Source organism: Hymenobacter sp. UV11 (genome assembly GCF_004684095.1).
GTDB lineage: Bacteria > Bacteroidota > Bacteroidia > Cytophagales > Hymenobacteraceae > Hymenobacter.
In genome coordinates this window covers 1-22167 of sequence record NZ_SRII01000021.1, presented here as the reverse complement: position 1 = coordinate 22167, position 22167 = coordinate 1, and the positions used below count along the sequence as shown (strand labels likewise).

The following is a 22167-nucleotide window of genomic DNA, read 5'->3' as shown; positions in this document are numbered from 1 at the left end:
TATGGCTCAGATTCCTGGCACGAACGTATCCGCACCAATAGTACCTAACGACAGCAGCGACGTGTTCGCCAGCCACGAGGCCAAGTACGGCAAGGGCGGCCTGCGCACCGTGGCCACCCTAGCCGAGCGCGACGCCATCACGCCGGAGCGTCGTGAGGCCGGCATGGTCGTGAAGGTGGTGGAGGACGGACAGACCTATGTGCTGAACATAACAGCACAGGACTTGACCGACAACGGCAACTGGTTGCTGGACGCGCCGCAAGGAGACCCGCCCGTCACGGACGCCACCCTGGACGGCAATACGCTGGTGCTGTACACCAGCGCCGGCACCATACCGGTGGACCTCTCGAAGTTCGACGTGGTGGCGAAGGACGTGGTGTCAGGCTCCTACAGCAACTTCTTCCTCCACCTGACCACGGCGGATAACCGCGTCATCGACATAGAGCTCAGTGACTTCTACAACGACATATTTAGCGACATCACCACCGCGTTCCGCGTGAACCGCTTCGAGCTGACATCGGATGATAAGCTCGTGTACTCTAACAACGACCAGGGCGACCACATCGTAGACCTGTCCCAGTACAAGAACGTGCCCGTGTCCATCGTACAGGACCTGACTTCAAACAGCACCACGTCGGTGCCATCCGTAAAGGCCGTTGCAGATAAATTCGCCACGATGCCTAAGCTCTACACGGAGCTTGGTGCTAAAACCGATGGGGCGCTGACACAGGCAGCAGCTACGCAGCTTGCCGCTTACCGTGGCGACTTCTCAACCGCCGTACGTAAGGCTTCCACCGTCAATGGCACGCTGGTACCCACCACTTCCGTGAAGTTCCTGGCAGGCACTATCGTGACGTACAAGGACACGTCTAACAGAGGCGGCGGCATGACTTTCTACACGTGCTTGGGAGACTTCACGACCACGTACAACACCATGCAACTGCCGGGCGTGGACACCTTCAACTGGGGGCCGTACTTCGGGTCTTTCCACGCGTATTCGCTGAGCACTACGCTGGCGGGTTCGCAGACGCAGACGATCAAGAGCGGGTACCTATACTACGCAGACGGCGCACTGTACACTGCAGGAGACGACCTGGGTAGCACCATCACGTTCCGCAACGTGGAGGACACTACACAGCTTAGCAAAGTTGCTGGCCTTGTATACCGTGGTAAGTTCGCAAAGAAGGCAGTGGACTCAACCACGGGCCTACCAGCCTACACGTACGCCATTAAAAGTGATATTTTCTACTGCTCGGAGAATGGTAACTTATACGAGGCACGCTCGAACGTGTCATTCCGCTACGAGCCGACGCCGTACAACGACCTTTCCACTTCTACATTCGGTATAGACGCCCTCGTTGGCGCTAACTACGTGCAGCTACACACCAAGTGGGTTAGTCAGGATCTGCTCACGAGCAAGCTGGCTGGCCTCAGCAGCGGCTCGTCCGTCACGGTGGAGCAGAACCTGAGCAGCAACTCCACCACGTCGGTACCGTCGGTTGCTGCTGTAAAAGCGGCAGTAACCACGAAAGCAGACCTGGTAAGCGGCGTCGTACCACTGAACGAGCTGCCGTACAAGGCGGGCCGCAACGTGCTCATCGCGAATGACGGCACCATCACGGCCAGTGGCACCACCTGGTTCGACCCGGCTACCATCACCAACATCTCGGCCAACGCGACCATCGCACCAGGCGTGCTTTACAGCGTAGGAGATGGCACTGCATACCTATCCATCCAGCTGTCTATCGACACCACTGGAGGTGCAGCAGGCGAGCGCCAGGTGTACAGCCTACAGTACGCGAACTACACGACGGGCCCGGTGTCAATCGACTTCCAGGGCGGTGTGACGCTGAACGGCAAGGCCCGCCTGATCATGTACCCAGGCGACTACCTCACGTTCTCGCGCGACGCGGTGACGAAGAAGGCGTGCACGATCATGCAGGCAGGCAGCACCTACAACCTGCGCGCCACCATGCTGCCGTCATCCAACACGAAGGCGACGGTATCTGGCGGCACGTTCACCTATGGCGAGCTGCAGGGCACGCAGCCAGCGGACAGCGTGCCAGGCCAGCACTTCTGCACGCAGCAGTACCGCTACCTGTACACCACCGGGTACAACGACGTGAACGGCGACGTCTACGTCTGGGTGCGGATGCCCAAAAGTTAATTAACAAAGGGCTGGCCCACGCAGACCGGCCCTAAAACAACCAGACGTAGGCGTGTTACTGCGCCAGGTGCTTTAGCACCCCAAAACCACGCCTAGCACCGGCATGCGCAAGCTCCTGCTTTTGCTCACCCTAGCCTGGGGCCTCGGCTCCTGCGCATTGGAAAAACGCTTCGCTGAGGCACCGCCCAAAGCCAAGCACCAGTATCATCATGTGCAGCGGGTGCATGAGCGCGAGCGCCGTCGCAACGGGCACTAACCCATTGCACTAGCTGCCATGCCGCATAAATAGATGCAGACACTACGCGGGGCTCCTGCGCCAAAAACTGGTCGCATGACTCAGTGGAAATCAAAATAGTACGTGACACTTTCACTAAGGAAAGCACGATAGGAAAACTCTACCTCGACGGGCGCTACTTTGCCAATACGCTGGAAGATGTGGTGCGCCCGGCTGGCGTGAAAGTGCCAAACAAGACCGCCATTCCGGCCGGGCGCTACCACGTTATCTGGAACAAGAGCACCCGTTTTTCGCTCAAGGCGGGCCACCCGGTATTCATGCCGCTCATTCTCGACATTCCGGGCTTTGCGGGCGTGCGGATTCACTCGGGCAACCGCGCAGCTGATACGGAAGGCTGCCTCTTGATTGGCTACGACCGGCACCCCGACGCCATCAGCCGCAGCCGCGACGCTATCGATGCCCTCTACCCCCTTATTCAGGGGAGCAAAACTCCAGTTTGGCTGACTATCGGTTAGTGCCCCCCTCCTACCAATGGAAAACCAATCAATGTTTCTCTCGCTCATCGGCTACTGCAACCCCAAGGATTTGCTCCTAACCGTATTTGGCAAGTCGATAGTAATGAACCTACTCGCCACCGTGCAGGTGGCGGCCGTGGCCGTGACCGGCTTCGTTTACAACGAGCCGGCGGCTATCTACGCGCTCCTGGCCTTCGCTACCGTCGATTTAGTAACCGGCACCATCAAGGCGGCCAAGCTCAAGACCCTCAGCAGCAATAAGTGGCAGCGCACTTTCTGGAAGGTGCTGGTGCAGCTGCTGGTGATTTGCGGCACTTATCAGCTGGGCAAGCTTGGTGGCGTGCTCGGCTTCACCTTCCAGTACATCCCCAACATAGCCCTGCTCTCTTTCATCTCGCGGGAGTTTCTGTCGATTATCGAAAACGTCAATACGATTGACCCAAGCATCATCCCGGACAAGTTTACACAATACATACAGGGGATGTCTGACCTCGACAAAACGCTGGCGGCTTATGCCAAGAAACTTGCGGGCGCCGGCTCCGAAGGCACGCCCGTGCTGGAGATACCTACTGCCGTCACGGCGGAGGCCAAACCAATCGACCAACCTACCTGTGCAGAAGAGGAAATTAGCAGACCTGCTGTTTAGCAGCCAGGTATTCATGGTGCCCGTGGCGGCACTCTACGTTTTGCTCGGCGGCGTGCTCGCGGCCTATGCCGAATACTTCGGCCTGCCCCACTACGGCTACTACGCGGTCGCGGGCTTAGTGCTGGGGGTCATAAGCGTGACCTATATGGTGCTCAAAAAGAAGGATACTACCGATGCTTAGCCGCTTTTGGTCGGTGCTGGCCGGGTCATTCCTAGCTATGTGCCTGCTCTCACTATGCCTAGTGAAATGCAGTTGGCAGCCCGACGTGACCCCGCAAAAGACTGCCGTATCCTGGCTTAAACCTGGTGTAGGCGCGCCCATTCACGATACGGTATCTACTACTAAGATTGTCGAGAAGGTAGTCGTGCGCAAGCTCTACGTGCCCCGCGTCGATACCGTACGCGACACGATACAGGTGGAAGTGCCTCATTACTACGTGCAGACGAAGTACATCATGGTGGCGGCAAAAGCCGCGTCAACTGGGCTTACCATCGACTCACTAACGCTAGCTAACACGAAGAATATCATTGCTTTCAACGATAACAAGGGTAACGTTACCCTAGACGTGCAGAACAGTAATCCTTACTTTAAGAATGCCGACTTGCACGGCTTCATCTACCACGTGCCCGTGTACCCGCGGCTGACCTGGGGCTTGCAGGCCGGCGCTTACCTAACGCCAGTCGGGCCGGTTATCGGAATCGGAATCGGGCTGAACTACAGCCTGCGCAAGCGCAGATAGAAAAGGCCCTCACGCATCGTGCGTGAGGGCCTTTCTCGTTTTAGGACCGCCTCAGGTAGCGGCGCATCTCATAGCAGCTTTGGCCGGTGAGGATGCCGAACACCAGGCCGATTGTGATGGATAGTAGCATGGGCTAGCGGTTCCTCTTGACTTTTTTTATGATTGGGGTAGCGAGAGCCTTTTCCAAGCTCCAGCCTATGCGTAAGCGGTGAAGCAGTATACCTAGCTCGATGCTAGTATACTGAGGGTTAATATTTTCTAGCGCCTCTACGGCCCGAACCCGAATGCCGCCCAACTCACCATAGACATGGTAACGTTGATTGCGATTATTGGCTCTACAAGTAACGAATCGGCAGTTATCAGGCGTGTAGTCGCCGGTAGTATCTACTCGGTCAATCTGAAGGCCAAGCTCGTACCCATTGGCTAGCCCCCATGCTACAAAGGCCTCGCTGGTGCCGCTTGCCAGCCACTCGTCACAGATTCTGACGCCCCTGGCACCGTAGTACTGGTAGTTATCATGGTTTTGCTGATAGCAGCGCTGCTTCATGCCAGCGAATACCCGTTGGAGCTTGCGGGCGACCGTTTCTTCGGAGCTAGCCATGTTAAGCCACGGGCGATTTTTCTTGGGCATCCAGGAAAGCCTTGATGACTTCGTTGGCCGTGAACGACCGCTCCTCTTTGAGGCTGCATGTCTGCACTAGGGCCATCAGGCGGCCGTGCACGGCGAGGGAAAGCTGAACCGATTTCCGCTCTTTCTTGGGTTGACTTGTGAGTAACATACACTATATATGTCACTTACATACTCGTTTTCCGATTACTCAAGAAAAAACGAACGCCTGAGCTGCCAGCCACACCACACAGCACCCGCTGCACTATTCTACAAATAATACAATTTTATTTTTGACCGGCCATTTGACGGAAACGCAGTATTCAGGCCACTAATTCGGAGCGACGAAGTTACCCTTATAACTTATAAACCTGATTCTCAGGCAATAAGCATTTATTTTTACATTGTACTTTTCTAAGCACGGTTTTCTCTCTTAACAAAAACAGATTGCATGGACACGCATTTCGTTGAAAGTTTGGCCACAAAATCCAAACCCGCTTTCTTTGTACCACAATTCGCCGCAGCCGCCAGCACACACGGAGCGCCCCTCTCGAATCGTAAGAGGAAGAACCTGTAATGCCCTGCCTAACAGGACAGTACATACTCTTCCTCACCGTGCCATTCAGCCCTCGTAAAGCTTTTTGGTACCAGGCCCCTATCCCTGGCCTAAAATCACATGGATAATACTAAGTTGCCCGTAGGCGTGCCCGATATTGTCACCGGCAAGCGCCGCCGGTTCTTCGAGACGCTGTTGGGTGCCCTGGTCGTGTACCAGCGCCGCCACAACCTACCCTGGTACGTGCAGGGCCGACCAATTCTGCTGGCCGACCTGGCGCCCGAACTAGAGCTGCTGGGTAAAGCCAGCACCGCCGACCACTCGGCCGAACAGCTGCTTCAGGCCCTCTACTACGTGGTAGAAGTGCTGGCCTGGGCGCCGGACGAAAACGAGCTGCCGTTCTAAGCAGCATTCCTTTTTTCTCACGGGCTGACGTGGCCCGCCGTTTTCGGCGGTGGGCTCGTCATGTCCAAAAATTTAAACGCTTTTAGACATGAAACGTCTCAAATTCAAGAAGTTACGTCGCAGAAATGCACCTACTGCACTGCCGTCGTTCGATTTCAAACCGAGCTACTTTGTCTCGCCTCATACCGCATTTTCTTTTGATGAGCAGCGTGAAGAGTCACTGACTCCGAGCGATAACGAGTCGCCGGAATCTGGCATGAACTGGCTTCACGATGCGGAAGAGCGCGGCCCGTCCGCACTGGGACGCTTCGAGGTCGAGTACGACGAAGACGGCGTGCCTTACGCCCTGGCTTACTAATTCTTTCAACCAAAATCCCAACCCCTTTTTTGTCATGTCAAAATCCGACGACAAACCCAAAGCCTCAAAAGTGCAGCCTCGGGTTGCTATTCGCAACGCCCTGAATGCCAACAAAGCATTCTACATAGACCTCGGTAGCGGTAAGCGCCTGCACGGCCCGGCCAGTGAGACGAACCCGTTCCGGCTCACGCCATTCACGCTCACCGACGATACCATCAACACCATCTGCCTGGACCTGGCCGAAGCCAAGGTGGCTAACAGCCGCCCGATGGTGGAGCAGGTCATCTGCTCGAACCAGGTGAGCAAGCCCATTAATCTGCCGATGGCGCAGCTCAACCACCTCGAAGCGTGCTACGATGGCAAGGATTACGTAGCCGAACTCATTGATTGCTGCAACACGGACAGCCCCGAGCTGTTCGCGGCCATGTTCAAAAAGTGGCTGGTATCGGTAGTGGCGCAAGTGTTCGACATTGGCCGCCGCAACGAGTACGCGTTCGTTTTCGTGGGCGCGCAGAACTGCGGCAAGACCGGCTTTTTCGAGCGGCTGCTTTGGCACCGCCAGCACTACGTTGCGCCCGCCACGGCCTTCACGTTCAGCAACAAAGAGCACATGCTGCTGCTGACCTCACACGTGCTGATTCTGCTCGATGAGATGAGCGCGTACGGCAAGAAAACCGACCTCGACCAGCTCAAGGCCGCTTTTTCACTCAGCGAGGTTACCACCGATAAGAAGTATCAAGAAGCCGGTACCTACCCGCGCCGCGGCTCTTTCGGCGGCACCACGAATAAGCCGGACTTCCTGCGTGACGTGACCGGCGACCGCCGTTTTTGGGTTTTTGAATTGGCAAGCTACGACCAGCCGCGCTTCAACGCCATCGACAAAATGCAGCTCTGGGGCCAGCTCACCCGCCTCTACAAGGAGGGCTTTGTGACCCGCATGACCGACGCGGAAACCAAGGCGAACATCAAGCGGAACCAAGTATCTTACTCGATGGAGAAGGTCGAGGATTACTTCATCGAAGATAATTTCGTGGTGACCAAGAATCCCGACCATTTCGTGTCGAACCGTGCGATGTACCTGCTCATCGACGGCTACAACAAAAACCTGGCGAGCAAGACGTTTGGCATCAGCCGCACGACGGTGGCGGCCATCCTGAAGCAGCAGGGCGTGCTGGCTAACATGCAGGGCCGCGACAAGGGTGCCGGGAACAAAAACAGCCGGGGCTACCAGGGCTTGCAAATGAAAACCGACTGGCAGCGTGAAGAGGACGACCGCATCAAGCGTGAAGCCAACGAAAAGGCTACCTGGGCCGATGACGTGAAGGAAACCAAAGCGGCGGCCGACGCCCCGGTGGCCTTCCTGGAAGACCAGGATGCTGCCGCCTACAAAGCGTCGCCCGCTACGTTTCCCGCATTCTATGACCCCGAGTCAATGAAGCAAGACGGCCAGGCGGAAGAGCGGGCCAAGCACCTGGCCGACCGCGCCGCCGAAATGGATGAGGCGGCGGCGCTTGCCCGGGTTGAGGCCGACCGCAAGGCGGAGCAGGCCCAATACGCCGCCCGCTACGCCAAGGAAGCTGAGGCCACCGCCAAACGGCGAGCGGCCGAGAAGGTAGCCGAAAAAGCTGCCGAGAAAGCGGCCCAGCAGGAGAATGAAAACAGCGACATTGACGACGTCGTTATTTAACTGCCAAGCACTCCTAATGCCAAGCCCCAATCCCTCAACGGATTGGGGCTTTTTTGTGCCCGAAACTTTAGCAACTTGCAACTAACTAATTTAGCAAATCTCAACACCATTTCTAAGCACCACCCCACGCACGCACCACCCATTAGACCCTGCGCGTGTATCTCATATTTTATAAAAAGAAGAGTTGTAATAGTTACAAGTACTTAAGTAGGAGAAAAGCAAGTAGTTAAGGGCAACTTATCCGCAACGCGGCCCCTTTGCAGGCCACCACGCAATACAAGCCCACCAGCAGCCCCAATCACTCCCGGCGGCCCAATACCTACCAACGGGCCAAGGCGACCCCACACGCGCCCAATAGGGGTAGCAGCAGCACAATGACGTGTCGGCCCCACTCCGTGGGCCACCCTCACAAGGGGAGTGAGCGGCGGGCCAACCTATCTACGCCATACCCAGTGCAGGTAGGGGTAGGCACCTAAATACATATTGTGGGTAGTTGTGAAACCCAAGTAACTCCTACCACCTAGTGGCGGCGGGTAGCATAAGACCATCTAAATACATATTGTGGGTAGTTGTCAGGACTTACTTGAATATCAGACGAATAACTACCAAAGGGACTCAACTACCCACAATATATTAACTAGCCTCACAAGGGCCCAAACTACCCACAATATGTATTTAGATGCCACGCAAGTCTACCACCCCCACCCTAGTGCCTACTGCCACGGTGGATGCCCTCAATACCCTCGGGCTGCCCCCTAACGAGCTACGCTACGCTTACACTATTGTAGACGACTTCACCCGCAAAGCGCTCTACAAAACACAGGATGGCTGGCTGCGCCTCAACCGCGCCTACCTCGAACAAGCCTATGGGCATATTGGCCGCAAGGTGCTTATTAAGCTTCATAAAGCCGGTATTGTGGAGGCGACAAAGGATTACCGAGTACCCACTGATACCGAGACGGGCTACCCCAAGGGCTACCGGGTGAACCGGGCGCTGCTCAACTATTGCGAAAGCCAGGTAGTCGATGCTACCAGCACCCAGGCCCTGCCTGAAGACGAGATTGAGGCTTTTGCTAACCAGGAGGTGACATTAGCTCACCTGCGCGAGCTGACGATTGACAAGGCCGGGGCGTGCGCCCACGCCGCCCGGCGCGCTGCTACTATCACGCTCGAAAAGTACTATGTTGACGACGCGATAGCTAACCCCTACATCGAGGTGTACGACGCCCGCACGGGCAACAGTTGGTGGTGGAGCAACGAGCAGGCCATCAATTTCTGCCGGGAGAAGGGCAAGCAATTGGTGATGAGTAAGCGCATTGGCTCGGTGGCCCACCTGGTCAATAACGCTGCCCAATTTGTGGAGGACCGGCGCACCTACTGCCTGAAGAACTGGCTGCGCACGCTTAACCGCATGCACGCCCAAGTGTACCGGGCCACCCGCAACACAACCAACACCCGGCTGGATACCGAGCTGACCTCCCTACCCAAGGACTTTTTCAACTACGTGACTGTGCAAGGCGAGGGCATCTACGGAGTGGATATTGCCAACGCGCAATTCGCCATCCTAGCGGCGCTACTACGCAACCCCGAGGCATTTGCCGCATCGGAGGCTCGCTTCTTTGAGGGCCTGGTGCTGGACGAGCAGACCAACTCTTTCATCGATGCGGCCCTGTCGGGCAGCTTCTACGAGCGCTTAGTTGAGCTGTTTGGGGTGGCTCGGGACAAGGCCAAAACGATGGCATTTGCCTGCATCTTTTCCAGTGCCAATACCCGCACCGAGGCCAAGGCCAAGCTACGCGAACTGTTCCCCCAGCTGGTGAAGATTACCGACGACTTCAAGCGTGCCCACGGCGACAAGCAACTGGCCATCCTGTTGCAGCGCATCGAGGCGCAGATTGTGCTCGACAATGTAGTGCCCAAGCTCATCAAAGCCAATATCTGGTTTGCCACCAAGCACGATAGCGTCCTGTGTAAGCAGCACGATTTGGCCCAGGTAACTAACATTCTGCACGAAACGCTAGCGGCTTTTGGTGTGGCCTGTGCACTACGGGAGGAAAACGTGACCAATTTAGAAGCCCCCAGGGTGTAATCTCGGAACCCAGCAGAGGGTATTTCACGGCGAGGCCTCATCAGTTCAGCAGACGTGCTCCTAATCAGCTTTTATTGAGAAAACGCCCAGCAACAGGGCGTTTTTTTATTTACGGGTAATACCATCTTGGCCACTACCTTTACTAGTACAAAGAATGGCACACGTAGTACCGAGTGTACCACTAAGAGTGCAACCATTCACAGCGCATAACAGCCTATGATTTACACGATTGGTGGTATAAAGGGCGGCAGCTCCAAGACCACGATAGCCACTAACCTTGTGGTGTTCCTGCTACAGCAGAGGCGCAAGGTGCTCCTGGTAGATGCTGACGACCAGGCCTCGGCCAGCAGCTTCACCGACGTGCGCAGCCAGCTCCACGAGGCTACCGGCTACGAGCTGGTACAGCTCACCGGCCGCACCCTGCACCAACAGGTGTTCGCCCTAGCCGGCAAGTACGATGATATAGTCATTGACACTGGCGGGCGGGACACGGTCAGCCAGCGCGCAGCCCTCACGGTTTCCGACGTATTCCTGGTGCCCTTCGCGGCCAGGTCGCTCGACATTTGGACCATCGACGCGGTGGTGAAGTTGGTGGACGAGGTGAAGGCGGTAAACGCCAACCTGCGCAGCTTCTCATTCGTGGCCAGGACCGATGTGCACGGCAACCAAGGCAGCGCGTGGCGCGAGGCAGCGGCGGTACTGAAAGAGTACCCTAGCGTCGAGTTCCTAGAACAGGTGGTGGGGAATCGCGTGGCCTTCGGGAACGCCGTGGCCAGGGGCGAGGGGGTGCTGGAATTGAAGCCGGCCGATACCAAGGCCTCAGCCGAAATCACCGCATTGTTTACCCACGTTCAGCAGCTCACGAAATGAAGAAGCCCATCGTCATGCCCCGCAAGCCGGAGGAAAAAGCAGCGGCAGCCCAGGCAGTAATCGACAAGGGCGGAAGTGTGCCCAGCGAGAAGGCGGCTGAAAAAGAAGCGGCCAGCGCCAATGCCATCCAGGGCTACACGCTCCGGCTTTATACGTCCACGCTCGACCAGCTTAATGCTATTAAGAAAGAAAGAAAGGACGAACGGCTGGCCCAGGCAAACCCCTCACGCGACATCATATCGGTACACTCTCTAATCTTGGAGGGCATCGAGCTGCTGCTGAAACAGGAGCAGAAGAAAGCAACCAAAAAATCCACTAAGAAGAGTGGATAGGATGATAGTACGGATGGTATCATACTTAACACTAAAAAGTATTTTACTTAGCTACTAGACTTGGTAGTAAATATGGTAGTAGAGCCCGGCCCAGTTGGTCGGGCTTTTTTCGTGTCAAAACGTTCGTGGATATGCTTTTCGTCTCCTGTATCGAGGCGGAGCAAGCGGGTAAGTGATTAAGCTAGGCGGGCTGATAAGTGCTCCTATAAGCGTCCATTTGAGTCCGAAAAAAAGGACGAAAAGTTGCACCTTTTTTTGGCTGCAAACACCGCAGTCGGATGGAGTTCGGGCGCTTACTTCGGGTATACCCAATCAGAAAAAAACAACCCCTTAACCCCCAACCCAACCACCATGTCAACCAAGAAAAAAGTAACCGCTCCCGTCGTTGTTGAGCCCACCAACGAAGCCGCAATCATCGCTACTGAGAACGCCATTGAGGCTTTCGTTGAAACCACCGAAGATGCTACTACTGAGGAAGCCTTCGAATTGGCAGTTGAGAAGGCCAAGCGCAACCGCTCCTACTCGCAGACGGCCATCAACACTGACGACCTCGAGCGCCTCAACCAATTCAAAGCCCACATCAAAGAAACTCGCAACATCAACGTGAGCAATCAAGTGATTTTGGCCGCAGCCATCGAAGCCCTCAGCGCCAACATGGAAGCCTTTTTGAACACGCTGGTCACCACCGCTACTGATAAACAGCGGGCCAAAGACCTCAAGGCTTTTGAGGCCTTGAAAGCCAAACTCGCCCTCACTGACGAGGCCCAAGTATCGACTTCCGAAGCTGCCTAATCTCTAACCGTAGCCTCAGCAGTAGCAGCTGCTGAGGCTTCTTTTTTCTCCTACCACCATGATAGTCACCCTGTATGTGCCTGGGAAACAACCCATGAGCTTTACCTCCACTTCTCACTTTGGCGATGTGACCGGCGGCCGAATCGTGCCCAGGCTGCACAAGGTTGCCGAGCAGCTTGGCTGCCGCCCCTCCTTGGTTGACGTGATAGCCATCGACCACGGCTATGCGATGCTGGCCGTCTTCGACCACGATGGCCAGCTCAATGAGTTGGCCATGAAAGAATTTGTGCGGCTGACCAGGGCTACCATCGACCCCGAAGACGAGGCCGACCAACTGCATGGGCCAGTGCTTACCCTCACCCTCGAAGACTAACCCATTTTAACAGTGAAGCCCGCGACCATAGCAGTGGCGCGGGCTTCTTTTTACAACCCTACCACCATGTTAAGAAGCAGAATCGTTGCCCAAGATACTGAGCCAAGAGTTTACATTGCTAGCCTCTTCGATTACAATAATGGAAGCCACCTTGGAAGGTGGTACGACCTAGCCGATTATGATGACGCCAAAGAGCTGTTGGGGGCCATTTACCAGCAATTGAAGCAGTACGACGACCTTTACGGCGTGGAGCTTAACCAGCCCAGAGAAGAGTGGAGTTGCCACGATTACGAGAACTTTCCCGAGCGCCTTTACAGTGAGGGCATGGACTTCGCCAAGGTGTATGAGTACCTAGCTGCCACGGCCGAAATGGATGAGGATAGGAAAGAAGCCTACGAGGCTTTCATCGAAGATGGCAATGAGCCTGAGCACTTTAGCGACAGGTACCAAGGCCAGTTTGGTGGCGATGCTTCCTATGACGAAGAGAGGGTGTTAGCCGACTATGCCGAAACCACTTGGCTTGAGTGCCACAGCGCCGACGAGATTCCCAGCGCCTTAAAGGGGTACATAGACTGGACCAGCCTGGGTCGAGACTATCGCTTAGGTGGTGACGTGTGGACTAGCAACGGCCACGTCTTTACAACCAGATAGCCAAGGTATTATGATTAAAAAGAACCACTCGAAAGGGTGGTTCTTTCTATTTACTAGCGGCCGCATTTGGAGACCCGTATCGCGTCCATTTTGCTCGGCTAGTCAGATAGCTGGACTAGCTAGCTCGGACGCGATACGGGAGACGTGAGACTAGCAGAATCGAGTTTGGACCACTTGCCGTGTATCATTCGTAAATGGGTCGGACTAGATGATTGATGTATGTACATCAATCTGGCCTTTGTGTGCGAAGCTGACGTAAGGGCTGTCCTGTTTTCCTGATAAACTCAAAAATAAAAGACGAAGACCTATTCATCTTTTATTTTTGTATTATTTAGTATTAGCAAGTCTCAACTAACTGACTACTAATCTTATACAAGCTTCAAGTGAGAAAGAAGTACGGGCAAGTGAGAAAGAAGTACGGGCAAGTGAGAAAGAAGTACAGCCCAAGTGAGAAAGAAGTACGCAAAATGGTCCCAAGTGAGAAAGAAATACGCGAAATGGTCCCAGCGTGCAAGATTGCGACCTTGCAGCAGTTAAGCAGCGTTTTGCTGCTAGCTTAGCAGATGCTACCTAACCCACCGACTATGCCGAAGCAGCCTTATCCGGGTACTTCGTTTGACCGTGCCCGCGACCAGTGGAAAGCCCGCGTCATGCGCGACGGCCGACGCATTAATCTTGGCTACTACCCGACCCAGGAAGCGGCCTACGCGGCCATTGAAGCCGCCAAGAACAAGCCAGAAGAACGTACCGAGCCCGAACTACCGCCTAACCACGTCGAGCTGGTGGCCAAGGCCCAGCGTACTAAATCTGTGGCTCAACACAACCTGCTGGTAGAGGCTCCTAACACGCAAACGGTGTTGGAGGCACGTATTTTTGCCTTGATGCTTCGCTCCATCCGCAGGGGCGACACCGTCCCTACGGCCGTGGTCATCCCCCTGAATGAGCTGTATCCGTCGGGCCATATTGGCGGTCAGCAGTACCAACTGCTGGACGAGGCGATGGTGCGCATGATGAGTTCGACCATTCGCATCCCGCAGTTAAAAACGGGGGATGTGCACCTCATCTCGCTCTGCGAATCGATGCGGCTTGATGCCGAAAACAAGCTGTTGGTGGCCTCTTTCAGCCACGTCGTAATGCCCTACCTCGTGGATTTGATGGGGCATTTTACGGTGGCCGACGTGGATGAGCTGCTAACTATTAAGTCGGCCAGCACCCACCGTCTCTACTGGTTGCTGCGCTCCTGGCAGTACAAATCGCCGCATACGGTCAGCGTGGAAACCCTGCGCGAGTTAACCGCCGGCGATGCTTACCCGCGCTACGTGGACTACCGCAACAAGGTGCTCAAGCCCTCGGTCAGCGAGCTCAACGAGCTGAGCTTCGACATCACCTATAAGGAGATGCGGCGGCGCGGGCGCACCGTCACGTCCATTGAGTTTACTATCGGCCAGAAACCTGCGGAAGTTGAAACTTCAGCCGTGGTGGTGACGGAGAAGCCCAAGGCCCAGCCGAAGCCCCAGCTCAGCGACCTGCAACAGAAAGTAACCACCAGGCTCACCAAACTCAAGCTCACCGAGGCCCAAATCAAGAAGGTGCTGGAGGTGATAGTAGGGGAGGAGCTGGAGAAACTCATGAAGCTCACTTATCCAGTGCTCCGCGACCTAGAAACCAAGGCCAAGCCCAATGACAACGTAGCGGCTAGTACCATGACGCTGTTGAAGTCTAATTTCCCTGCTTTTTATCGGCTAACTAACTGACAATCATGGGTATTATTTAGCACAACGCCGGTAATCCGATTTTTATGCCATTATAGACGGGCTAAAGCGGCCAGGGCAGACCAAGAAATGGTACTCTGGGGGGAGTGTGTCGTAGAAGGAATGTTATGTAAAGTACTTTTTCCAAGAATGCTGCCACCCTGTCAGTACACAAATAAGATACAAAACAACCGGCACAAAACCAACTACCACGCCCCGGTAGGCACGGTGCAAAGTCAACTCTACCCAGTCTGAGCAAAAGCAGGAAGAAAGCGTGTTAGCCCTAGTACCACAAAAGTTGATAGGGTACTAAACCAGTTCCTGTATCGCGGTCAGACTAGCTGCAAGTGGGTAACTATCTACTAAGAGGATTCTATCGCTTGTATGGCTTCTGCTAAACGAAAAAGCCCTAACACTACTAAGTATTAGGGCTTTTTCGTTTCAGCAGAAGTTGTTCATAGTCCTTAAGGCATTCATGCTTATAACGATTATATTCCAACTTATCGGCTTTTAATTCAGGATGTGTTGCAAACTCCTTATCCGCAATTTTCCAAGCTCTCAGTTCTCTTGCATACCTTACTTCTAAGTTGCATTTGTCTTTCAATTCTAATCTATTTTCATCTAACCCATGTCCCATTTCATGCATAATATCAAAAAGTATTTCTTTGACATTGCCAAACGCAGGTTTTTTCTTTATGCGTAAAACACAAGTAATACTACCATCTATTTCGTCTGTGCTAGTTTCGCATACCGAATCCTTTCTATTCTCGTAAAATGAAATAGTCATGTTACGAGAATATACCTTCCTGAGCAAACTCTCAATTACGCTATCATATTCTGCTGTTTCAAGAGTGTCTCTGACTTCTCTAATGCCCATTTTTATTTTACGCTCAGTCTCCATATTAAAACAGTAGTTGTAATATGAAACACTTACTAAGCAGGCACAGCGGTAGCATTCTTTGCTGCCTCTTCAAACGTTGCGGGTAGTTCTTGCCCCGTTTCGTGTTCTACTACAGCGCGGACGATAGCATAGCCGAAGTGAGGTGGCACAGCATTGCCAATTACTTTATACTTGTGGGTCAAAGGAATATCAGTGTTGAAAGCACCTTTGGGGAATCCTTGTAGTGCAGCGCACTCTTGCCAAGATAGGCGGCGATTGTTTTCACCCTGAAGCGCCCATTTGTCTTTGCTTACAAATGTCATTGATTCCCCGCCTGGATGCAGTGGCACATGGCAAGCATTAGCGACTATGGTATAACTAGGCTCATCCCACGTGCGCTTGCGATTGCGTGTTAAGTAGTGACCATGAAAGGGCGTAAGGCATACATCTGTCTGTGCATCGCTCTCTATTCCCTTCAAAGCTGTTTTTAGCGTCCGTATAGGTAGTAGGCTCTCGCCATGAGTCGGAACTGGAAAGTGGTATTCAAATCCAGCCTCAGCAATATCCTTTCGCACTCCAACTAGGAAGACACGCTTGCGGGTTTGTGCCAAGCCATAAGATTCTGCTCGCAAGGTATCGTGAGCCATAATATAGCCTTTATCACGAAGCCCTTCTAGCTGTTGCGCAAAAAACCACCCGCCTTCTGCGGACGTCATGCCACCAACATTTTCGATAAACAAGTATTTAGGCTGCACAAAGTCTATCGCTCTGATGAACTCACGGTACAGAAAATTGCCATCCATGTCCTTCAAGTCACGGTCTTCGCGTTCGTGCCAGCGACGCCGAGCAGCTAGGCTAAAGCCCGTGCACGGGTAGCAACCGATTAGTATGTCGGCCTTAGGGAAGGACTCTATTTTGCGAACGTCTTTGCAGGTAAACTGCGTGTCAGGGAGTAAGCTCTGGTAAGCCTGCGCAGCGTATTTGTCAACGTCATTAGCCCAAAGTACTTGAATGCCAGCAGTAGTCGCTCCGAAATCGAAGCCCCCGCAACCCGAAAATAAAGAAACGGCTGTGAGTTTAGGTGTCATTGTGCCCGGTGGTATTTAGCTAAATCTTAGGCAAAGTTACTCTGCCAGGAAGCCGGCGAATATTTCCCTCTCGTCTTTAGTTGGCAAAAGAACAAGAGGAGACCAATTATTAGCCTGATTATATAGTTTCTTATTTTGATATAGAAGAACCTTCATGATTCTTAGTCTATCCATTACTGACAAGAATACATCGCGAATTTCAAACCACTGGCCGCTTTGATTACGATAATACATTGGAATGAACATTAACCGGAGGTAATCTACATCAAATAAATTAAACTGTCTATACCGTTCGGGAGAGTTGTCATGCTGCTTTTTTTTCCATTCTTTATAAGAACAGGCACATTGAGAAATAATTAATGGCGGCCCATAAGCATTGTCATTATCAAACTTCATTACAGAAACTAAGTCTATTCCATTGTCACCGCTGTTTCTAGCATCTAAAAAATCAGTATCTAATTTTCTGGCTTGAATTAATTCGCCTAACTTGATCAGTTTATTTTTAAGATTACCAGTGAATACTGAATTATTTGTGGGATTTTTACCAAAAATATGCGTATGTGTCTTCACGCCAGTTAGCATCAATGGGAACATCAACTTCTGCACTTCGAAACAAATATATTCGAAGTCAGTAGTTATTTTAGTTCTTAATTCTGGTGAGAATAAATGTAGATTAGAGGCAAGTAACAGGTATAAGTAAAGATGGTGAATAGGCTTTAAATTAGATTTTATTTTTAAGGAACTCTTATCTGAATCAGCTATAAAGGGATACATTTCGCCGAGACCAGTTTGCCTAGAAGCCAAATAATTAAACCAATCAATTGCGATAGCTTCTTGCCTATCATCTTTTTGGCCTTTACTACTACCCAATGATGCCAATTGCCTAGATAAAGGGTCGCTTGCATCAACGTCGTCGTCGTCTAAGTCGTCATCATAATCTTCTTCATCGCCATCCTGCACAATAACACCTGCTCCCTCTTTGAAAACCACATCGATAACTTCCCCTTTAGCAACTTCTCCTTTGTACATTATTAAACAAAGCAGCTCTATGTAATCGCACCATAAAGGCATTTCTTGTTTACCTCTATCTGGGCGTGACGATAGATAATCGAAATTAAAATGCGCCATGTAATTAAGACTTTGAATTTCGTATGGCGTTTCTAACTCTTCTGGCAAGCTCACTCAAATTCGCATCTAATTCATCAATAGATTTAGTATCGTACTCATCAAAACCCATTGACTCAGCTGCTATGTCTATTGCTGAGCGCAAATTAATGTCGGCATTTGCGATGTGATTTCGAAATCCATCGATTGGGTTTTTTATGTCAGCTTGTTGAGCTGAACCCTGCAAATCTCCTGTTTTAATCAAGTGAGCTACTGCCCGGGCGCTAGGCACTATTTTATTAAGTAATTTGATATTACGTGATTCCCCTATTATACTTTTTGAAGTGGGTTCATCAACTGGTTGATACAACCAGCGTAATAATTGAATAAACTCATCAGAACCTAAACCATCTAACGTAATATCACGGGGATTCAGCTTAACATATTCAGCTATGTTACTGTAGGATAACGCGGTGGTAAGCAGTGAGAATTGTGTTTGGAGCCGGTCCATACTAAGTGCTCCCAGCCAATCTTTACTTTCAGCAAGCTCAAAAAGTGCTCTTGCAGTTAGAAGTCTAGCAACATAATCTGCCTTGCTACCAATAGCTCTAGCCAGCGCTTTTTGCTGCTCCTCAGTTGACATAGTATCATAAGGAGTTGACTTTGACAATTGGTATAAGTACTCAGCCTTCTCAAAAGCTCCCCATTCTTTGATGCCTGTAACGTGCCGATAACCTAAGTAATCTAGTATTTCCCGACGTTTCGGGTATACTAAAACTGGCAGTTCGTTTAATGCTTCTTTATCACGAGCATTATCACTTATTTCTTTTATTAATTCCTTATAAATAGTAGCCTTTTCAGGGTGTAGAATTAATTCAACCGCAGTGAATCTTCTATTTCCTTCAACTATTATAAAGGAGGTGTTTGGGTCTGTTACATCCACAGGAGTAACCAACAATGGTTCTCCTGGAAAATACCCTACCTGTGCAATAGCACCAATTAGCTCCAATAGACTTTCATCATGAAGCATCCAATCTATTATACCTTCTTCTTGGATTCCCTTTGACCGAATTTTAGGGGGTAGCCTAGGATTCTCTGGGTCGTGCATCAACCGTGACACGTCCATTGGAATCACCTGCTTGTAAGTAGTAGTTGCCTGTTCGTCGGCCATCTTTATAGAAAATTATAGCGTGTAGTTTTCAAAATGACTTATGCTTTTACAATCACTACTGGCCCCCGTAGTAATTCGTCTCCGTTAATAACATCAGAGATATTTTGCGCTAACTCTATTACCGCATGAGTAGCTTCCGGGTTGGCCAAATCCTCGCTGTCAAATACTGTATAGACGACGTAATTGGGCGCAGAGGCTAGTACATCAACTAGTTCAGGAGCGCAACTAAGTAACTCAGCTGCTTGGGTTGGTACTTGGGCAAAGCGATTAGTGCCGGGTGTGGTAAACCCTTCTGCACTTTTAGCAATGGGCTGCTGATTAGGCAGGTACAGCGTAACGTTCATTATATGAGGCAGCTTGGGTGGGGATGGCTACCTGAATAGGGGCGCAAAGTACATACGTGTTTACAATTAAATGAATCAGTAGACATTGCGCCCCTAGTTTCCGATACCTTCGGAAACGGCCCTAGCGCCCGTGGTAGCTGGTGAGCAGCAGGCGCAGCACATCGTTGGTGGAGAGGGTGCGGTTCTGGGCGGCGGAGAGCTGGCGTACCAAGGCCATCAAGTCGGCGTGGGTATCGAGGTTCAGCCCGACGGAGGTGTGCTTGCGGAGCGTGAGGGTCTTTTCCATGAGGTAAGCGGGTGATTTTTACCTATATAGTGCACATGCACCACTCGTAACGACTGTGGCACATGCGTGCCATAAATGCACCTTAAACGTGCCATATATAGTCTGCACGGGAGAAGCAAAACGTGCCCATTGGCTTGCGGTAAGTAGGCCAGTAAAAAGCCGTTACCCAATCCATGCCCGAGGCAAAAACGAATGCGCAGCAGGCCCAGGAGTTCCTGGTGGCGGTTGCTAAGAATTACCCCAAGCACCTGGAGCACCTACGCATCCAGAAAGTGAAATGGCGGGCTGGCCAGGCTTGCGACGCCGACGACGTGTTGCAGGACACCATTCTCAAGTGCCACGATAAGATCAGTCGGAGCGGCCTGACCGAGGGCTTCCACTACTTCACGTACCTCAATACGGCCATCAGTAACAACTTCAGCCGGTACCAGCAGCAGCGCCAGCAGCACCTGGAGTTTTCGCTTGACCACCAGCTGGAGTGCATAGAAGATGGCCAAGGCAGGTTTCATCGCCACCCAGCGGTAATAGACCACCTGCTGAGGCTTGGTTTCGAGGTGGGAACTACCGAAGTGGAAATCTCCACGCTTGAAGATGAGCACCTAGCCACCGTTGCAGCTGCTTTCGAGCAGCTGCCGGAGAAGTACAAGGAGCTGCTGCGCATGGACATGAGCAGGCTGAAGTACAAGGAGATGTGCCGGGTGCTGGGCCTGACGATGGGCCAGGTGAAGATGCGCATCAAGACCGGCCGCGACCTCATCAAAGCCCAGGTAGGTGCCTACCCAAAAATCGCCAACGACTAACATGGCTGATAAAGTAGACGGGCGGGGCCAACACCCCAACTCCCGCAAAGCACTGGTGCCGGGCGGCAAGGCCAACGTGCGGGTGGTACTGACCAAGGACTTCGTGCGCCGCCAGATGGAATGGCTGAGCGACAATGAGGAAGAGTTTCGATTCATGCTCAGCCAGTTGCCACCCAAAGAGTACGTGGCGGCTTACTTGAAGCTGATGGACCTGCTGATACCCAAGAAGCAGGATGTGACGCTGAGTGAGGGCCTGCCGGCAGAGGTATTCCAAATCAACTTCGGCGCCCCTGACCCCGAGCAGCTGCTGGCGCTCCAGGAAGCCCAGAACACGCTCGACATCAGCCCCGAGTCTGAGGACGAGCCACTTGACTTCGATAACCTCTACCACCTCCCCCAGGGAGACGAAAACAGCGCCCACGATGAATAGTGTACGTCAACCCCGTATTCCGGCCGCTGTTCAAGTCCACCTGCCGCTACAACGTGCTAAAGGGCGGGGCGGGCGCGGGCAAGAGCCGGGCCATCGCGCAGTACATCGTCTGGCGACTGAATGACCGCGCCGATTTCAAGGTGCTGGCGATGCACAAAATCGCCGAGAAGATCAAGGAAACGGTCTTTGCCGAGCTAAATACCGCCATAAAGGAGGCCGGGCTAAGCGACCTATTCAAGGCCACTACCAGCCCCTACAGCATCACCCACCGCAATGGCAACAAGGTGATTTTCATGGGGCTGGATGACCCCGACAAGCTCAAGAGCATCAGCGGCATCAACCTCATCTGGATGGAAGAGGCTGACATGTTCGAGGAGGGCGACTTCAACCAGGCCGATACCCGCCTGCGGGGCAAGTGCGCCTACAAGCACCAATTGATTCTCAGCTTCAACCCCACCAGTGAGCTGAGCTGGCTCAAAAGCACCTTCTTTGACCAGGACTACGGCGATACACTCATCCTAGAGTCCACCTTCCGCGATAACGAGTTTCTCGATGCCGAATACAAGGCGGCACTAGAGCGCAAGGGCCGCTCGGACATGAACTTCCTGCGGGTGTACATGAATGGCGAGTGGGGCCGCGTGAGCACCGAGGGCATGTTCTACAAGAACTTCGATTCGTTCCGCAACGTCGGCGACCAGGCTACCTACGACCCCGACAAGCCTATCTGGCTGAGCTTCGACTTCAACGTGCAGCCCTATTGCGCCTGCACCATTTGGCAGCTCGGCGACGAAAAGACGCTGCTGCTGGTAGACGAGATAGCGTTGAAAAGCCCGCGCAACACGACCAAGTACGTGTGCCAGGAGTTTGCGCGCCGCTACGCCGCGCACCGGGCCGGCGTGTTCGTCACGGGCGACCCCAACGGCCGCAAGGAGGATACCCGCAGCGAGCGGGGCTACAACGACTACACCATCATCTACAACGAGTTAGAGTCGTTCAGGCCGTCAGTACGCCAGCACACCAAAGCGCCGAACATCGTACCAAGGGGCACTTTCATCAACGATATTCTGGCCAATAACTACGAGGGCTTGCAGCTCTTCGTCAACCGCAAGTGCCCCGAAACCATCAAGGACTTGACCTACCAAAAGGAGGCGGCGGGCGGGCTCAAGGATAAGTCGAAAGCCAAGAACAAGGACGGCATTTCGGTGGAGAAATACGGTCACATGAGCGATACGCTCGACTACCTGGTGACGATGGTATGGGCGGCGCACTACGAGGACCATCAGCGCGGGC

The 22167-nt window shown here is 52.9% G+C and carries 26 protein-coding genes; 19 read left to right on the top strand and 7 right to left on the bottom strand.

The window, feature by feature from the left end; genetic code table 11:
- The first annotated feature begins 1 nt into the window (after position 1).
- The 6 genes from E4631_RS23985 (at position 2) to E4631_RS23965 (ending at position 4303) form a co-directional block, all read left to right on the top strand.
- A complete protein-coding gene (locus E4631_RS23985; protein WP_133657287.1) occupies positions 2-2167 on the top strand; it encodes a hypothetical protein in 2166 nt (721 codons plus the stop codon).
- Between the two features lie 103 nt (positions 2168-2270).
- Positions 2271-2423, top strand: coding sequence for a hypothetical protein (locus E4631_RS26110; RefSeq protein WP_166648060.1), 153 nt, complete (start codon positions 2271-2273; stop codon positions 2421-2423).
- Positions 2424-2506: 83 nt separating this feature from the next.
- Positions 2507-2917, top strand: coding sequence for a DUF5675 family protein (locus tag E4631_RS23980; protein ID WP_133657288.1), 411 nt, complete (start codon positions 2507-2509; stop codon positions 2915-2917).
- A 16-nt stretch (positions 2918-2933) separates the two neighbouring features.
- Positions 2934-3563, top strand: coding sequence for a phage holin family protein (locus tag E4631_RS23975; RefSeq protein WP_135318655.1), 630 nt, complete (start codon positions 2934-2936; stop codon positions 3561-3563).
- Positions 3529-3744 carry a hypothetical protein gene (locus E4631_RS23970; protein ID WP_133657246.1) on the top strand — a complete coding sequence of 72 codons (216 nt, stop codon included), beginning with the start codon at positions 3529-3531 and terminating at the stop codon, positions 3742-3744. The genes E4631_RS23975 and E4631_RS23970 overlap by 35 nt, the downstream gene beginning before the upstream one ends.
- The gene (locus E4631_RS23965; RefSeq protein ID WP_133657247.1) at positions 3737-4303 is read left to right on the top strand and encodes a hypothetical protein; all 567 of its coding nucleotides are present in this window, start codon (positions 3737-3739) and stop codon (positions 4301-4303) included. The genes E4631_RS23970 and E4631_RS23965 overlap by 8 nt, the downstream gene beginning before the upstream one ends.
- A gap of 602 nt (positions 4304-4905) precedes the next feature.
- Here the strand turns inward: E4631_RS23965 and E4631_RS26105 are convergent.
- Positions 4906-5082: a hypothetical protein gene (locus E4631_RS26105; RefSeq protein WP_166648054.1), complete on the bottom strand. Its 177-nt coding sequence runs from the start codon at positions 5080-5082 to the stop codon at positions 4906-4908.
- A 504-nt stretch (positions 5083-5586) separates the two neighbouring features.
- Here E4631_RS26105 and E4631_RS23960 point away from each other — a divergent pair.
- From E4631_RS23960 to E4631_RS23920, 10 genes are all read left to right on the top strand, one after another.
- Positions 5587-5871 (top strand): hypothetical protein, encoded by a 285-nt coding sequence (locus tag E4631_RS23960; RefSeq protein WP_133657248.1) that lies wholly within the window; start codon positions 5587-5589, stop codon positions 5869-5871.
- A gap of 88 nt (positions 5872-5959) precedes the next feature.
- Positions 5960-6229 (top strand): hypothetical protein, encoded by a 270-nt coding sequence (locus E4631_RS26100; protein ID WP_133657249.1) that lies wholly within the window; start codon positions 5960-5962, stop codon positions 6227-6229.
- Between the two features lie 34 nt (positions 6230-6263).
- Positions 6264-7916: a VapE domain-containing protein gene (locus E4631_RS23955; RefSeq protein WP_166648055.1), complete on the top strand. Its 1653-nt coding sequence runs from the start codon at positions 6264-6266 to the stop codon at positions 7914-7916.
- A 709-nt stretch (positions 7917-8625) separates the two neighbouring features.
- A complete protein-coding gene (locus tag E4631_RS23950; RefSeq protein WP_135318654.1) occupies positions 8626-10005 on the top strand; it encodes a hypothetical protein in 1380 nt (459 codons plus the stop codon).
- A gap of 216 nt (positions 10006-10221) precedes the next feature.
- Complete coding sequence (locus E4631_RS23945) at positions 10222-10875, top strand: AAA family ATPase (RefSeq protein ID WP_133657252.1); 654 nt, start codon at positions 10222-10224, stop codon at positions 10873-10875.
- Positions 10872-11207, top strand: coding sequence for a hypothetical protein (locus E4631_RS23940; RefSeq protein WP_133657253.1), 336 nt, complete (start codon positions 10872-10874; stop codon positions 11205-11207). The genes E4631_RS23945 and E4631_RS23940 overlap by 4 nt, the downstream gene beginning before the upstream one ends.
- Before the next feature lie 351 nt (positions 11208-11558).
- Complete coding sequence (locus tag E4631_RS23935) at positions 11559-11999, top strand: hypothetical protein (protein ID WP_133657254.1); 441 nt, start codon at positions 11559-11561, stop codon at positions 11997-11999.
- 58 nt (positions 12000-12057) lie between these two features.
- Positions 12058-12372 carry a hypothetical protein gene (locus tag E4631_RS23930; RefSeq protein WP_135318653.1) on the top strand — a complete coding sequence of 105 codons (315 nt, stop codon included), beginning with the start codon at positions 12058-12060 and terminating at the stop codon, positions 12370-12372.
- Between the two features lie 12 nt (positions 12373-12384).
- Positions 12385-13023, top strand: a complete 639-nt coding sequence (locus tag E4631_RS23925; protein ID WP_133657256.1) for an antirestriction protein ArdA — start codon at positions 12385-12387, stop codon at positions 13021-13023.
- A 584-nt stretch (positions 13024-13607) separates the two neighbouring features.
- A complete protein-coding gene (locus E4631_RS23920; RefSeq protein ID WP_166648056.1) occupies positions 13608-14777 on the top strand; it encodes a replication initiation protein in 1170 nt (389 codons plus the stop codon).
- 415 nt (positions 14778-15192) lie between these two features.
- On the opposite strand, the gene E4631_RS23915 is transcribed toward E4631_RS23920, so the two are convergent.
- From E4631_RS23915 to E4631_RS26095, 6 genes are all read right to left on the bottom strand, one after another.
- Positions 15193-15675, bottom strand: coding sequence for a hypothetical protein (locus E4631_RS23915; RefSeq protein WP_133657258.1), 483 nt, complete (start codon positions 15673-15675; stop codon positions 15193-15195).
- Between the two features lie 32 nt (positions 15676-15707).
- Entirely contained in the window at positions 15708-16742 is a 1035-nt protein-coding gene (locus tag E4631_RS23910) for a DNA cytosine methyltransferase (protein ID WP_133657259.1), read from the bottom strand.
- A 36-nt stretch (positions 16743-16778) separates the two neighbouring features.
- On the bottom strand, positions 16779-17924 hold the full coding sequence (locus E4631_RS23905; protein WP_133657260.1) for a hypothetical protein: 1146 nt from the start codon (positions 17922-17924) through the stop codon (positions 16779-16781).
- Entirely contained in the window at positions 17875-19017 is a 1143-nt protein-coding gene (locus E4631_RS23900; RefSeq protein ID WP_133657261.1) for a hypothetical protein, read from the bottom strand. The genes E4631_RS23905 and E4631_RS23900 overlap by 50 nt, the downstream gene beginning before the upstream one ends.
- 38 nt (positions 19018-19055) lie before the next feature.
- The gene (locus E4631_RS23895) at positions 19056-19361 is read right to left on the bottom strand and encodes a hypothetical protein (RefSeq protein ID WP_133657262.1); all 306 of its coding nucleotides are present in this window, start codon (positions 19359-19361) and stop codon (positions 19056-19058) included.
- Positions 19362-19482: 121 nt separating this feature from the next.
- The gene (locus E4631_RS26095) at positions 19483-19647 is read right to left on the bottom strand and encodes a hypothetical protein (RefSeq protein WP_166648057.1); all 165 of its coding nucleotides are present in this window, start codon (positions 19645-19647) and stop codon (positions 19483-19485) included.
- A 173-nt stretch (positions 19648-19820) separates the two neighbouring features.
- On the opposite strand from E4631_RS26095, the gene E4631_RS23890 reads away from it, so the two are divergent.
- From E4631_RS23890 to E4631_RS23880, 3 genes are all read left to right on the top strand, one after another.
- Positions 19821-20447, top strand: a complete 627-nt coding sequence (locus E4631_RS23890; protein ID WP_133657263.1) for an RNA polymerase sigma factor — start codon at positions 19821-19823, stop codon at positions 20445-20447.
- Position 20448: 1 nt separating this feature from the next.
- Positions 20449-20877: a hypothetical protein gene (locus E4631_RS23885; protein WP_133657264.1), complete on the top strand. Its 429-nt coding sequence runs from the start codon at positions 20449-20451 to the stop codon at positions 20875-20877.
- Positions 20877-22167: PBSX family phage terminase large subunit (locus E4631_RS23880; RefSeq protein WP_135318652.1), on the top strand; the 1291-nt coding region annotated here is incomplete at its 3' end. The genes E4631_RS23885 and E4631_RS23880, both read left to right, overlap by 1 nt.

Excerpts from the sequence above, each read along its gene's own strand:
- E4631_RS26100 (WP_133657249.1), top strand. The coding sequence starts at position 5,960 with ATGAAACGTCTCAAATTCAAGAAGTTACGTCGCAGAAATGCACCTACT.
- E4631_RS23900 (WP_133657261.1), bottom strand. The coding sequence starts at position 19,017 with ATGGCCGACGAACAGGCAACTACTACTTACAAGCAGGTGATTCCAATG.
- E4631_RS23940 (WP_133657253.1), top strand. The coding sequence starts at position 10,872 with ATGAAGAAGCCCATCGTCATGCCCCGCAAGCCGGAGGAAAAAGCAGCG.
- E4631_RS23915 (WP_133657258.1), bottom strand. The coding sequence starts at position 15,675 with ATGGAGACTGAGCGTAAAATAAAAATGGGCATTAGAGAAGTCAGAGAC.
- E4631_RS23920 (WP_166648056.1), top strand. The coding sequence starts at position 13,608 with ATGCCGAAGCAGCCTTATCCGGGTACTTCGTTTGACCGTGCCCGCGAC.
- E4631_RS26095 (WP_166648057.1), bottom strand. The coding sequence starts at position 19,647 with ATGGAAAAGACCCTCACGCTCCGCAAGCACACCTCCGTCGGGCTGAAC.
- E4631_RS23945 (WP_133657252.1), top strand. The coding sequence starts at position 10,222 with ATGATTTACACGATTGGTGGTATAAAGGGCGGCAGCTCCAAGACCACG.
- E4631_RS23955 (WP_166648055.1), top strand. The coding sequence starts at position 6,264 with ATGTCAAAATCCGACGACAAACCCAAAGCCTCAAAAGTGCAGCCTCGG.
- E4631_RS23985 (WP_133657287.1), top strand. The coding sequence starts at position 2 with ATGGCTCAGATTCCTGGCACGAACGTATCCGCACCAATAGTACCTAAC.
- E4631_RS26110 (WP_166648060.1), top strand. The coding sequence starts at position 2,271 with ATGCGCAAGCTCCTGCTTTTGCTCACCCTAGCCTGGGGCCTCGGCTCC.
- E4631_RS23895 (WP_133657262.1), bottom strand. The coding sequence starts at position 19,361 with ATGAACGTTACGCTGTACCTGCCTAATCAGCAGCCCATTGCTAAAAGT.
- E4631_RS23975 (WP_135318655.1), top strand. The coding sequence starts at position 2,934 with ATGGAAAACCAATCAATGTTTCTCTCGCTCATCGGCTACTGCAACCCC.
- E4631_RS26105 (WP_166648054.1), bottom strand. The coding sequence starts at position 5,082 with ATGTTACTCACAAGTCAACCCAAGAAAGAGCGGAAATCGGTTCAGCTT.
- E4631_RS23935 (WP_133657254.1), top strand. The coding sequence starts at position 11,559 with ATGTCAACCAAGAAAAAAGTAACCGCTCCCGTCGTTGTTGAGCCCACC.
- E4631_RS23960 (WP_133657248.1), top strand. The coding sequence starts at position 5,587 with ATGGATAATACTAAGTTGCCCGTAGGCGTGCCCGATATTGTCACCGGC.
- E4631_RS23885 (WP_133657264.1), top strand. The coding sequence starts at position 20,449 with ATGGCTGATAAAGTAGACGGGCGGGGCCAACACCCCAACTCCCGCAAA.
- E4631_RS23965 (WP_133657247.1), top strand. The coding sequence starts at position 3,737 with ATGCTTAGCCGCTTTTGGTCGGTGCTGGCCGGGTCATTCCTAGCTATG.
- E4631_RS23930 (WP_135318653.1), top strand. The coding sequence starts at position 12,058 with ATGATAGTCACCCTGTATGTGCCTGGGAAACAACCCATGAGCTTTACC.
- E4631_RS23910 (WP_133657259.1), bottom strand. The coding sequence starts at position 16,742 with ATGACACCTAAACTCACAGCCGTTTCTTTATTTTCGGGTTGCGGGGGC.
- E4631_RS23890 (WP_133657263.1), top strand. The coding sequence starts at position 19,821 with ATGCCCGAGGCAAAAACGAATGCGCAGCAGGCCCAGGAGTTCCTGGTG.